Source organism: Acidovorax sp. K2F (assembly GCF_025246485.1).
Taxonomy (GTDB): domain Bacteria; phylum Pseudomonadota; class Gammaproteobacteria; order Burkholderiales; family Burkholderiaceae_C; genus Acidovorax; species Acidovorax delafieldii.
This window is the reverse complement of record NZ_JAOBSQ010000065.1, coordinates 1-12,705: the sequence shown is the minus strand read 5'-3', so window position 1 is coordinate 12,705 and position 12,705 is coordinate 1. Positions and strand designations below refer to the sequence as shown.

General features: G+C 54.3%; 10 protein-coding genes and 1 pseudogene. 8 read left to right on the top strand and 3 right to left on the bottom strand.

The window, feature by feature from the left end:
• The 8 genes and pseudogenes from N4G42_RS24745 to N4G42_RS24710 form a co-directional block, all read left to right on the top strand.
• On the top strand, positions 1-1,887 hold a 1,887-nt coding region (locus N4G42_RS24745), incomplete at its 5' end, for a type I secretion system permease/ATPase (protein ID WP_260669062.1).
• Complete coding sequence (locus tag N4G42_RS24740) at positions 1,884-3,377, top strand: HlyD family type I secretion periplasmic adaptor subunit (RefSeq protein ID WP_260669061.1); 1,494 nt, start codon at positions 1,884-1,886, stop codon at positions 3,375-3,377. The genes N4G42_RS24745 and N4G42_RS24740, both read left to right, overlap by 4 nt.
• Before the next feature lie 57 nt (positions 3,378-3,434).
• On the top strand, positions 3,435-3,830 hold the full coding sequence (locus N4G42_RS24735) for a hypothetical protein (RefSeq protein WP_260669060.1): 396 nt from the start codon (positions 3,435-3,437) through the stop codon (positions 3,828-3,830).
• Positions 3,831-4,765: 935 nt separating this feature from the next.
• Positions 4,766-8,080, top strand: coding sequence for a calcium-binding protein (locus tag N4G42_RS24730; RefSeq protein WP_260669059.1), 3,315 nt, complete (start codon positions 4,766-4,768; stop codon positions 8,078-8,080).
• A 163-nt stretch (positions 8,081-8,243) separates the two neighbouring features.
• Positions 8,244-8,552 (top strand): annotated as a pseudogene (locus tag N4G42_RS24725) (HU family DNA-binding protein); the annotation flags it as partial.
• A 147-nt stretch (positions 8,553-8,699) separates the two neighbouring features.
• The gene (locus N4G42_RS24720; RefSeq protein WP_260669058.1) at positions 8,700-9,161 is read left to right on the top strand and encodes a helix-turn-helix transcriptional regulator; all 462 of its coding nucleotides are present in this window, start codon (positions 8,700-8,702) and stop codon (positions 9,159-9,161) included.
• Positions 9,162-9,322: 161 nt separating this feature from the next.
• Positions 9,323-9,991 (top strand): HAD domain-containing protein, encoded by a 669-nt coding sequence (locus N4G42_RS24715; RefSeq protein WP_260669057.1) that lies wholly within the window; start codon positions 9,323-9,325, stop codon positions 9,989-9,991.
• Positions 9,992-10,193: 202 nt separating this feature from the next.
• Positions 10,194-10,409, top strand: a complete 216-nt coding sequence (locus N4G42_RS24710; RefSeq protein ID WP_260669056.1) for a hypothetical protein — start codon at positions 10,194-10,196, stop codon at positions 10,407-10,409.
• 97 nt (positions 10,410-10,506) lie between these two features.
• Here the strand turns inward: N4G42_RS24710 and N4G42_RS24705 are convergent, their stop codons facing one another.
• From N4G42_RS24705 to N4G42_RS24695, 3 genes are all read right to left on the bottom strand, one after another.
• Positions 10,507-10,926, bottom strand: a complete 420-nt coding sequence (locus N4G42_RS24705; RefSeq protein WP_260669055.1) for a hypothetical protein — start codon at positions 10,924-10,926, stop codon at positions 10,507-10,509.
• 463 nt (positions 10,927-11,389) lie between these two features.
• Positions 11,390-12,037 carry a hypothetical protein gene (locus N4G42_RS24700; RefSeq protein WP_260669054.1) on the bottom strand — a complete coding sequence of 216 codons (648 nt, stop codon included), beginning with the start codon at positions 12,035-12,037 and terminating at the stop codon, positions 11,390-11,392.
• A 323-nt stretch (positions 12,038-12,360) separates the two neighbouring features.
• Complete coding sequence (locus N4G42_RS24695) at positions 12,361-12,672, bottom strand: hypothetical protein (RefSeq protein ID WP_260669053.1); 312 nt, start codon at positions 12,670-12,672, stop codon at positions 12,361-12,363.
• Positions 12,673-12,705: the final 33 nt, after the last annotated feature.

The following is a 12,705-nucleotide window of genomic DNA, read 5'->3' as shown; positions in this document are numbered from 1 at the left end:
GGTTCCCGCCCCGTCATCGAATCCATGGAAGCCTTCGCTGCCCAATGGACCGGCGAACTCATCCTGATCACCAGCCGCGCCAGCCTGGCGGGCGAGCTGGCCAAGTTTGACTTCTCCTGGTTCATACCCAGCCTCATCAAACACCGCAAGCTCTTGGGTGAGGTGCTGCTCATCTCCTTCATGCTGCAGCTCTTCGCACTGGTCAGCCCCTTGTTCTTCCAGGTCGTGATGGACAAAGTGCTCGTGCACCGGGGCATCACCACGCTTGATGTGCTCGTCATCGGTCTGGTGGTGGTTGTGGTGTTCGAGAGCCTGCTCAACGCCTTGCGCACTTACGTCTTCAGCCACACTACCAGCCGCATCGACGTGGAACTGGGTGCGCGCCTGTTCCGCCACCTGGTGCAACTGCCCCTGGCGTACTTCCAGGCCCGCCGCGTAGGCGACTCGGTGGCCCGCGTGCGCGAGCTGGAGAACATCCGCAGCTTCCTCACCGGCAACGCCCTCACAGTGGTGCTGGACGTGCTGTTCTCGGTGATCTTCATCGCCGTCATGCTGTTCTACAGCGTGCCGCTGACCCTCATCGTGCTGGTCAGCCTGCCGCTGTACTTTGGCCTGAGCCTGGCCGTGGTGCCCATCCTGCGCAGGCGGCTAGACGTCAAATTCGCCCGTGGTGCAGAAAACCAATCCATGCTGGTCGAGACCGTCACCGGCATCCAGACCGTCAAGGCCAGCGCGCTGGAGCCATCGTTTGCCCGCCGCTGGGACAACCAGCTCGCCGCCTACGTCAGCGCCAGCTTCAAGACCCAGAACCTCGCCAGCTGGGCCCACGAAGGCGTCAACCTCATTGGCAAACTCGTCAACGCCGCCACCCTCTGGTACGGCGCCCACCTGGTCATGGGGGGTGAACTCACCGTGGGCCAGTTCGTCGCCTTCAACATGTTCGCCCAACGCGTGGCTCAGCCCATCATGCGCATGGCCCAGCTGTGGACCGACTTCCAGCAGACCGGCATCTCCATGGCCCGCCTGGGCGACATCCTGAACACCCGCACCGAAGTCCCCCCCAGCAGCGCCGCCCAACTGCCCCCCATCAAAGGCCGCATCACCCTGGACGGCATCCACTTCCGCTACCGCCCCGAAGCTGCCCCCGTGCTCGGCGGCGTGAGCTTGGACGTGCGCCCTGGCGAAGTCATCGGCATCGTGGGCCGCTCCGGCTCCGGCAAAAGCACCCTCACAAAACTGGTCCAGCGCCTGTACACGCCCGAACAAGGCCGCATCCTGGTGGATGGCATCGACATCAGCCTCATCGATGCCGCCCAACTGCGCCGCCAGGTGGGCGTGGTGCTGCAGGAGAACCTGCTCTTCAACCGCAGCGTGCGCGAGAACATCGCCATTGCCGACCCCGCTGCACCCATCGAAGCGGTGGTGCACGCCGCCCAATTGGCCGGCGCCCACGACTTCATCAGCGAACTGCCCGAAGGCTACGACACCCTGGTGGGTGAACAAGGCGGCAGCCTCTCGGGCGGCCAGCGCCAGCGCATTGCTATCGCCCGTGCGCTGTTCACCAACCCCCGTATCCTCATCCTGGACGAAGCTACCAGCGCGCTGGACTACGAGAGCGAAGCCATCATTCAGCGCAACATGCAGCACATCTGCCAGGGCCGGACCGTGCTCATCATTGCCCACCGCCTCTCGGCCGTGCGCCATGCCCACCGCATCATCGTCATGGACAAAGGTCGCATCGTCGAAGCCGGCTCGCACGACGCCCTGATCCAGAAACAACAAGGCCTGTACGCCCACCTGTGGCGCATGCAGGATGTAGGTGGCAGGGGCACGGCACCACCCACACCCGGGGGCGGCAGCCACACCACGCAAGAGGTGGCGGCATGAGCAGTTCAGCAGCAAATACCCTTGCCGATGCAGCAGCCCCTCGCCATCCCGCCGTCGAACTCCTGGCCCGCTACCGAGCCATCTTCCAAGCCGCCTGGGAACACCGCCACGAGCTGGCCGGGCCCGCACGACTGGCCGACGAACAAGCCTTCCTGCCCGCAGCGCTGAGCCTGCAAGAAACCCCTGTGCACCCCGCACCCCGGCGCATCGCCTACGTGCTCATGGCCCTGTTCCTCATCGCCCTGGCGTGGGCCATCCTGGGCAAGATCGACATCGTGGCCGTGGCCCCGGGCCGCATCATCGTGAGCGACCGCACCAAAGTCATCCAGCCCCTAGAGCGCAGCGTGGTCCAGCGCATCCTCGTCAAAGACGGCGACCACGTAGAAGCAGGCCAAGCCCTGGTAGAGCTCGACCCCACCACCGCCCAGGCCGACAAAGCCAGCCTGGTGGAGACTCGTAAGGCAGCCCAGTCCGAATGGCTGCGCGCCAAGGCGTTGCAGCAGCTACTCTTGAAAGCAGAGCAGACATCCCATTCGTCTGGAACACCTCTGCTCGGCAAAACGGCTATCCAAGGTACTCCCACCGACTGGACCTCCGCCGATCAGGCCGACGCCCAGGCCCAACTGGCCGCCGAGTGGAACGACATCACTGCTCGCCTGGCCAAGCTCTCGGCCGAGCACCAGCGTCGCTTGGCCGAGATGGCCACCGTGCGCGCAATGATCGGCAAGCTCGAAGCCACCCTGCCTATTGCCCGCCAGCGCGAGCAGGACTTCCAGGCGCTCACCGCCCAAGGGTTCATGTCCGGCCACGCCAACCAGGACCGCACCCGCGAACGAATCGAACTCGAACGCGACCTGGCCACCCAGCAAGCCCGGCTGCAAGAAGCCCAGGCCACCCTGCGCGAAGCCGAACAAACCCGTAGCGCTTACCTGGCAGAAACACGAAGACCCTTGAGCGAACGCCAAGCCCAGGCTGACCTCAAGCGCCACCAGACTGGGCAAGAACTCAACAAGGCCACCCAGCGCGAACAACTCGCCACCCTCACGGCCCCGGTAGCAGGCACCGTACAGCAACTGGCCCTGCACACCGAAGGCGGCGTGGTCACCGAAGCCCAGGCTCTCATGGTCATCGTGCCCGATGCTGCCAGCGTGAGCGCCGAGGTCACGCTGGAGAACAAGGACATCGGGTTTGTGGCGCCAGGGCAGGAGGTGGCGATCAAGCTGGAAACCTTCCCGTTCACAAGGTACGGCACGGTAAAAGCCACCGTGGACAAGGTCACGCAGGACGCAGTGAATGACGAGAAACGCGGAGCGATCTTCCCGGCGACCCTCAAGCTCGATAAGACCTCCATCGATGTGGACGGCAAGCCCATAAAACTCGCGCCGGGGATGAATATCACGGCGGAGATCAAAACTGGCCAGCGTAGGATTATTGAGTATCTGCTCAGTCCTATTCAACGGGCCGGGAGTGAAAGTTTAAGGGAGCGGTGAGCTCCCGTGGCGCACTAGTAGATTATCCAAAGCAGAAGTAACTAAAAGGAAACCATCATGAACAACATGCAGTTCGACGAAACAACACAGATCTACTATGGCACGGCCGAGCTCTACGAATGGAGTGGCGAAGAACACAGTCAGATATTCATTGGGTTTAATAAGCCGCTTGAGGTCACGCCCGAGTGGATAGCCCAGTCGTACCAGGATGTGTTTGCAAATTATTGGCAAGGTCAACCGCCTAACGAAGGAATTTGGGAGATCATTGCAACTAAGCCTTGGCGCTTTATGGAGCAATATCGAAGTCCACTGATCCAGTCAACTGACGGCGTGCTAGAGCAGTTGATACAAGCTATGGCAGGCTTTTCACCAACGCCTTCGGAAGGCACGGGGAATTCAGCTGTAGGTTGGTATTCATATGCACAGGTACTTGGAACTGATGCAGGCTGCTAATTTTCAGAAATGGTGCTAATCACATTTGACTCTCAACGCTTCGGTCGAATGATTGGTTCATTTTCACAAAACACAGGGCCCGACTGTGACACTTCTTTCATTGACCAAAGCTTGAGGGAATTTTCCAAATTTCCAAATTAAAAAGGGCAAACGAATGACCTGTGCAATGAAATTTGTAACCCAAGAAACATGGCAGTATATTAAAGACAAATGGAATCCAAAATACCAATCAGTGGTTAATCGGAGATATTTTGACGACGATTTCATCGGCACTAGTCGCATTGTCCACCTAGAGAGTGGAAACTCTCTATGTAACTCTCCTCACTGGCTCCCAGCACAGCATGGAAATTGGTTTATTTACACAATGGAGGATCAGGCAATATGCTTCCGGGTGGAGGCTCCTTCACACCCCAATCTGCACTTTTATTGGCCCCCCTCCAAGGCATCACAATATTCAGCGTTTAAAGAGCAGGTTACGGAAATATTTGAGACGGCCGGATTTAATCTCACAATCCCTGGAGGCTGGGCATTTACACCGATCTTTCCGGCACTCGCAAGTGAGGAGAGCCTAAGGGGAAGATAGATTTTTCCAAACACAAACCCGTCTCGCTCGATGATATTCAAATATAACACTTAAAACAATTTATCCACAGAGCGCCAATCTTTAATTGAGGGATAATATTTAATGCAATCCTTATTTAAAACTCTGCACGACATTAGTCCAATTCTTTCCATAGCTTATCTTGTACTCTTTGTGATAGGTGCGAGCGCCCCTACCATATATTGCAGCACAAGAAAGAAAGTATTCTCCATTTCGGATGTATTAAGAGATGCAAAAAATGGCGACAGATTGGCAGCATTTGCGCTTTCTGCCAGTGGGTTACTGTTACTTGCTACTTCCGTCTTAGTGATTTATATTTTGATTGGGTAAATTTATGTCTATTTCATCTACCATCACCGTATATGTCCATGTTGCCGCAGTTGGGGTAGGCGCGGCAGACAACTTGGTGCAGACGTATAACTCTGCCTCCAGAGTTGAGACAGTGGCAGGTTATACGCAGGTCGCAGCAGCAGTAACTAGTTCCGTTCCAGGCTTAGGTATTCTCACAAATGTCGTTGCCTTAACTATGTCCGCTGTAACAGCGGATCCAAGTGGTGCTACACCAGGACAGTTGGTGAGCGCTGCTGGCGCAATGGTCGGCATTTTCGCAAGTGCACTGGCTACTGCTGGCATAGTAGTGCCCGCACTCGCCACAGTGGGGACGGTGCTAACGATAGGGGGCGCTGTATACAATTTCACGCAACTTGCCAAAAAGCCAAGAGAAATCGTAATGCAAGGGCCCGTTGCGGCATGGAACGATGCGATGACTATGGCCTCACCGTTGGTGCTAGATCTAGATGGAGATGGCGTAGAAACTCAAAGCAGAGAGGCGGGCATTCACTTTGACCACGGAGGAGATGGTTTTGCAGAAAATACAGGATGGTCTGGAAGTGATGACGGCTTTCTCGTTCGCGATTTAAATGGCGATGGTCAAATAACAAGTGGCCGCGAACTTTTTGGCAATCAAACACTACTGAATAATGGACAAGCAGCAGCCAATGGATTCGTGGCCCTGTCGCAATTGGATACTAACGGTGATGGATTAATAAATGCAGGCGATACTGATTGGAGCACTCTCCGAATATGGAAGGACTCGAATGGTAACGGGATTAGTGAGGCCAATGAACTGCTTTCACTGTCTGACGCTGGCGTAGGCGGGATTAATTTAAACTATACCAATCAAGGTGGATCTGCTGCGATCGACGCTAACGGCAATGCACATCGTCAAGTAGGTGCGTATACAGATTTGGCGGGTGCATCGAGAGCTATTAGCGATGTTTGGTTCTCTACTGTTAACTGGGATACGGACGATAGAAGAACGCCTCTACCTCTGGACATAGATATACAAACGCTGCCTGAAATCGTAGGGCCAGGCGTCCTCGGGAGCCTGCAACAGGCCATGGCTCGCGATGTCAGTGGGGCCTTGCAATCGGCTGTCGAGTTGTATATTGGATCCTCAAATGTCGCTGAACGGTCATCATTGATAAATGAAATACTATATAGATGGGCCGGGGTTTACGGTCTGAGCCCGACTTCTCGCGGACCAATAGATGATGCGCGCAAGCTGGCTTTTCTCGAATCCGCATTCGGCGAGGGCTTTATACAGAATGGTGTTAGCACGAATCCCGGCTGGGCAGCTGTTGGCCCGCTGCAAAATATATATAATAATTTCCAAAAGGAAATTTCTGCTCGCCTCGATATGTCTGGCTTGTTCAAGCCTTTGTATGATGAAGTAAGAATTAGCTACAACGAGGCAGATCAGAAAATTACCCTCGACGTTAGCAGAATAGAGGTTGATTTGCGTCAGCGATTTAATCAAAATGCAGAGAGTGCGCTTGTTTTTATTGAGGATTTTAGTAAAAATTTGATTGCATTAGGTCTTCAGGATATTATTCAGGCGATTCATGCCGCCGGAGATCCTTTGGGCGACCTAGTGGATCAGCAGTTATTTTGGATTGGCCAAACCATTGGAAGCGATGCCGCTGCGGTTATGTATGGGGTAACGGGCATTGCCAGCAATATCCATGGCAAGGGAGGCAATGACACTATATTCGGTGCCAACATGAATGATGTGTTGTTTGGGGGAGATGGAGATGATTATGTTGAAGGAGCCGAAGGTAATGATATTATCGACGGAGGGCGCGGGACCGACCAACTCAGCGGAGGATCGGGTGACGACAGGATCTTCGGTGGAGAAGGAAATGATTTTCTGAATGGCGGTGATGGTGATGATATTCTGGATGGTGGGATAGGTTCTGACACATTACAGGGCGGCGGTGGTAATGATACCTATCTATATTCCGCAGGATCTGGTAGTGATATCCTTTATGAAGAAGCAAATCGTGGAGACGACACTCTACGTCTTGGCGATGGAATTACCCCTTCTAGCACCAAAATTACTCGCGGAGGAAGCGGTTTTTCTGATTTGATTTTGAGTTTCGGAGGGGCAGACACTATCACCATCAGGGGCTATTTCCAAAATAACAATGATGGAGGTCGTATTGAGAATATTGTTTTCTCGGATGGCACCAGTTGGAATTTCGCCGCGGTAGCGGACAGGCTAACAACTCAAGGTACCGCTGCCGCTGATACAATTTTCGCGATTGCCGGAGTTGATAATCGGATCAATGGCCTAGGTGGCGATGACATCATCTACGGTTCGGGCCTCAACGATGAACTCTATGGCGGCGACGGTAATGATTACCTCAGTGGTGACGCTGGGAACGATAAATTTTTCGGTGGTTCGGGAAATGATGGCCTGCAAGGCGGAATCGGCAACGACACCTACTTTTTTAATCTAGGGGATGCTAACGACACCATTTACGAAAGCACCAATCAAGGAGAAGATATTATCCGTCTTGGCGATGGAATTAACCCTTCTAGCACCCAGATTACTCGCGGAGGAAGCGGTTTTTCTGATTTGATTTTGAGTTTTGGAGGGGTAGACACTATCACCATCAGGGGCTACTTCCAAAATAACTCTGATGGAGGTCGTATTGAGAATATTATTTTCTCGAATGGCACTAGTTGGAATTTTTCCGCGGTAGCGGACAGGCTAATAACTCAAGGCACTGCCGCCGCTGATACAATTTTCGCGATCGCCGGAATTGATAATCGAATCAATGGCCTAGGTGGCGATGACATCATCTACGGTTCAGGCCTTAATGATGAGCTCTATGGCGGGGACGGCAACGATTACCTCAGTGGTGACGCTGGGAACGATAAATTCTTCGGTGGATCGGGAACTGATGGTTTGCAAGGCAGCGCCGGCAATGATACCTATTTTTATAATCTAGGAGATGGTAACGACACCATCTATGAATACAATAACTCTACCGACAATTTGGACGTCGCTATTTTTGGCAATGATATTTCAACCGATCAATTATGGTTTAGACAAGTTGGCTATCATCTGGAGATTAGCGTAATTGGACGCGATCAGTCATTAACGGTTTCAAATTGGTATTTAGGGGGCAGTTATAGGGTGGAGAGGTTTGTTACAAACAATGGGCTCATCCTAAACGAGGGTAGCGTTCAAGGCTTAGTACAGGCAATGTCGGGCTTTGCGCCTCCGAGTACTGGGCAAACTAATCTACCACCGAGTTATCAGGCGAGCTTAGCACCTATTATTGCTGCAAGTTGGCAATGATATGAGAAATGTGCGGCATAAAACCAGTCCAAGTTTTTATACGCCCGCCCTCCTGGGGGTTAGTGGGTCATTTCTGCGTGGAAATCAACAGTCGCAGCAAGGGCTGTGTCAGCGGCGGCGGTATAAATCGATCCTTTCCAACCTCTACACGTGAGCATCCACGAACCGCGCAGAACTCGTTGAAATCCTGGCTTCCAAGAATGACCTGTCCAAGACCGCTGCCAATGCGGTGCTGGAAACTCTGATCGACACCATCCAGACCGCCGTGAAGAAGGGCGCTGCTGTGCAGCTCGTGGGCTTCGGCACCTTCAAGTCCGCCAAGCGTGCAGCACGCACGGGCAAGAACCCAGCGACCGGTGCTGCGCTGAAGATCCCTGCGAGCACGGTGCCGAAGTTTGTGGCGGGTGCCAAGTTCAAGGCCGTGGTCGATCCCAAGGCTGCCAAGCGCAAGGCGGACAAGGCTGGAAAGTAAGTACAGCGTTTTCGGACGCAACCGAAGCAAACCGCCACGGGCTCTTGCCTTTGGCGGTTTTTTTTGCGGAGACGAAGAAGGATTGCGACACCGGCTGTGCACCAGCCCCTAAGTGCGCGTTAAGTGGTCAAAGTTACCATCGGGCATATGAATACATTTTCTAATGCCTTTCGCGCTGAAGTGGTTCGCATGGCTCGCAAGGAGCTCAAACCTGAACTTCAGGGCATGCGCAAGGCGATCACCAGCCATCGTTCCGAGATCGCGGCACTGAAGCGTGAAGTGAAGAGCCTCACCTCGCAGCTGAAGGCTGCTCAACGCCAGACCAAGGTTGGGGGCGGGGCTACGCCATCTGATCAACCCAAAGCTTCGAAAAGCGCCGCGCGCGAGGATTTCGTTTTCGCGCCGGAGATGCTCGCGCAAATGCGCAATGCGCTGGGCGCTACGCAACTTCAGATGGCAGCTTTGCTGGCCGTCTCTCCACTCACGTACACGCGGTGGGAGAAGGGGCAGGCTCATCCCCGAAACAAACAGCTGGCGAAGATTGAAGAACTGGTGAGCATGGGGCCAGCCAAGGCCGAGAAGAAGATGCGCCAGGCTGCGAAGGCCTGAGGTCCAGCATGCGCTGCATGCGCTGTAGACCGTTACGAAGGATCTAGGCGAAGCTGCCTTTCTGGATTTGCAGAAGCGTTGCTTGGACCAACGCCAGCCCTTCGGGTTCTTGCAGTACATCCCACGGACGGCGGTTTCCGAAGGCGAGGAGTGGCCATCCTATGGGAGCAAGGTTGACTAGTTGTGAGTCCTGTAGGAACCTGTGTGATCCTTGCTGCCGATCACACCAAGCTGAATCCTATGGCTTTGCCTTCTGTCCAGAATCCCCATATCTGCCTGCGTCCACCCCGCGCAGCGCGGACGTAGTTCTGTACCTCGATCTAGATGGCGTTGTTCATCATGAAAAAGTGCTATGGCATCCCCGCAAGGGAATCTACATGAGCCCGTACGAAGCGGCAGGACATTCTCTTTTCGAATGGGTGCATATCCTTGAGGTGGTGCTTGAACCCTATCCTGCAGTGGCCCTGGTGTTAAGTAGCACGTGGTGCATCCGTCCCGGATATAGCGCAACCCTCAAACCGCTTCCGGCCTCCCTGCGCGCCAGATTCATTGGTGGGACTTACCACAAGCGTGTCCATGGCGTGGATCCCTGGAACCTGTCCATGTTTCGTACCACCCCACGGGGCGTTCAAGTTCAAGAGGACACTCAACGCAGGAAACCCCGGCAGTGGATCGCTCTCGATGATGATCTGGAAGGTTGGCCTGACTCCTGTCGACATAACTTGGTTGCATGCGAAGGAACTACGGGATTGTCCAATCCCCGAGTCCAACGCGAATTAGCAGAGAAGCTGCGCAGATGCCATCCGGCGTTGTCCACCAGACCCGCTTAGTTTTCCGGAGCGAGAAGCTGGAGGTAGATGAATGCCAATACGACAGTGGGTGTTAAGTCCATACTCTGCAGTGCGTTGCTTCATTTCAGGTGAAGGCGGTTTTGCAGCGGTTGCTCTCATCCGAGCTTTCCCACCGAATCAGTACTATCGGCCACTACCGGCCCATGGCTGATGCCGTTCAACTCGACCAGAAGAAGCCGCTATGACCAAGTATCAAGTCGCAATAATTCTGCTCATATTTGCCGTTGTGCAGTTAGTCATGGCGGCAAAGATCGCCAGGCTAAGCAAACGAAAGTATTCAGAAAATTCTGCGCAACTCGACGTAGAAATTGACCGTGTGAATGCAATTAGCAAGCGTATTCAGGTGGTGGCTTTCAGCGCACTTCTTGTTTGGCTGGGAATTCAATACTTCGCATAGCGGCCAGGAGCAGCCGGTCACCGCAAAAGAAAGCGGATGCTCAACGCCGAGTTAAGCCGCGCCGAAGGCGTCAGCTTGAATGATTGGCTAGGCAGCACTACAGAGAGAGCCAAAGCAGCAACTCTTTGCCGGAAGAGTTAGCCATTCGCGCGACGCTGGAAAAACCCGCAAGAATCTCAGCCGCTTCCTCGGCCTCGACACCATCATCTTCAAGCTCTTGGCACTCAGACCATTCCTGTGCCAAACCAAGAACGGCTGAATTGGATAGCGAGGCGAGATGGTGGCGAAGCAAGCTCGGGATAACGAAAACCCAAGGCCCTTCATCAGAGCCCTTTGCTACCGGGTCGTACGCTGGAAGTACCTCATCAAGCTCACCGCCCAGCACAAGCAAATGGAGGCTCAAGAAGGCAGCCGAGTCTAGTCCGCCACCATCAATAGCCGATTCGCCCTGCGGAAATCCCGCCGACGCGATGGCGCTGGCATCGCTCGGCAGGGCGGAAGTAATTGCTGAAAGCATTCGCAGACTCCTGTGCGGCCTAACTTGATGTATCCCGCAAAACCTGCAAGATAAACTGGACCATGCGGGATATTCTGGACACTGATTTCTCCTGGAATTGGCTTGCAGCATAGGTTTGCAAGGCACTACCTGTTCAAATGTCCAAGTATAAAAATTCCGTGAAACCCGGCACGCGTCAACACGGCAAACTATAGCTTGCCACAGGCAGACAACGGGATTTCCAACAACAGCGTGCAACAAGTCAAAGACAGCTTCCGGGCGGCGCTTGTGAACGGCGGCTCAAGGTCCGCTAGGGTCTCTAGTCGTGGGGCAGAATCCGGCCAGGAGCAGCCGGTCACATCAAATGCAAGCGGACGCTCAACATCGAAGTTGTACGGTACGCAGCTGCATTGCGCGGCGATCAGTACGCGCACCCGCTCGGTTCGCGGCGCAATGCCATTGCTTGTCCGTGTCGAACAACATCTTAGAGGGAATAGCTTTCCTCATAGGCTAAGTTAAAGGCCTGCCAGAATTGAAGCATCTCAGGAAAGTACATGTCCAGATTCATTGTGGACATGTAGCAGCCGTTGCGGATGGCCTCGTCCAGGTTCGCAATCTCGAGATAGGGCAGGATTTCTTTGTCCTCCGGCTTAATCGGGAGCGACATCCGCATTTCAAAGTGATCAGTGTTGAAGTTGAACTCTGCACTAGACGGATCAGCCTTGATCTGGTTCCTGAATTTCCTGATATGGAAGACGTAGCTAGCGTTATTCTTGAGGAAGCCGAAGATCGGCTTCTCCATATCATCATAGGCACCGGCTAAGAGCTTCTTCAGGAAAGGCATGAGATCACGAGCCGTTTGACTACCGGATGCGGCTGTGGCAGTTGCAATTCGCCCTAGATATGCGTCCAGCAGCTCACGGCTCGGAAAGAGCATCTCCCGGACTGCTGCAAGCAAGTTGACCTCGTTTCCGAAGCCTTTGAGAAAGAGCGCAGTCTGCTGGTTGAGCGTGGCTTCAAACGGCTGGCGCAGGGCGGCTGCCGAAAATTTATATTGCGCAACAGCCCGTTCGATGCTGCGTAAGCGGAGGGTGAACTTGTCCTGGAACTGCTGGGGACGGCCAAGCTTCATGAGTACCTCTAGGTTCGTTTTGACTGCGAAGATTTTCGGGACAATCGGACCATACTAGAAACTTTCACATTGATTTCTCCCGGAAATGACTTGCAGCATAGTTTTGCAAGAATGTTTCTGTTTAATGTCCGAGCATGAAATCTTCGCAGCACCTGGCGAGCGTCGATCTAGTTGAAGCGTGCCAGTAGGCGGGCACCGAGCACTGAGGCTCCGCAATTTGAACTGCAAGCTCTCAGGTACTGATCATCGGCAGGTTTGGGATAGCTCCATCAAACGGCAGCTCAGGGCCCAAAGCGGAAGCTCACAGTCCTTGGGTTTGGAGGTCACACCGCCTGTGGTTTGAGCCGCCAAGTTCTCAACGGATGGTCTTTGACCAACTCAGAATCGCTGTAGCTCGACGGACTGCGCGAAGGCATCGCAAGCACGGCGGTCAGTACCTCGTCCGAGGTGCTGCTCTGTGGCGCATCAATCACTGCGCCCATCGCGCCTACTGGGTCAGGGCAATTCAGACAAAACTCGATGAGCATTTCGTCGAGTTGCTTTTCGCTGAAGCCATGCGCATGAACCCCAGCCAACACGTCAAGAAACGTCAAGAGTTCGTGACGGCTACGGTACTGGACAAACTTCGGCGGCATCGTCTTGCGGGTCCTCTAAAGGTCGGCTCCTGG

Coding starts and splice junctions, on each gene's coding strand:
- N4G42_RS24710 (WP_260669056.1), top strand. CDS start 10,194: ATGACCAAGTATCAAGTCGCAATAATTCTGCTCATATTTGCCGTTGTG.
- N4G42_RS24735 (WP_260669060.1), top strand. CDS start 3,435: ATGAACAACATGCAGTTCGACGAAACAACACAGATCTACTATGGCACG.
- N4G42_RS24700 (WP_260669054.1), bottom strand. CDS start 12,037: ATGAAGCTTGGCCGTCCCCAGCAGTTCCAGGACAAGTTCACCCTCCGC.
- N4G42_RS24705 (WP_260669055.1), bottom strand. CDS start 10,926: ATGCTTTCAGCAATTACTTCCGCCCTGCCGAGCGATGCCAGCGCCATC.
- N4G42_RS24730 (WP_260669059.1), top strand. CDS start 4,766: ATGTCTATTTCATCTACCATCACCGTATATGTCCATGTTGCCGCAGTT.
- N4G42_RS24740 (WP_260669061.1), top strand. CDS start 1,884: ATGAGCAGTTCAGCAGCAAATACCCTTGCCGATGCAGCAGCCCCTCGC.
- N4G42_RS24720 (WP_260669058.1), top strand. CDS start 8,700: ATGAATACATTTTCTAATGCCTTTCGCGCTGAAGTGGTTCGCATGGCT.
- N4G42_RS24715 (WP_260669057.1), top strand. CDS start 9,323: ATGGGAGCAAGGTTGACTAGTTGTGAGTCCTGTAGGAACCTGTGTGAT.
- N4G42_RS24695 (WP_260669053.1), bottom strand. CDS start 12,672: ATGCCGCCGAAGTTTGTCCAGTACCGTAGCCGTCACGAACTCTTGACG.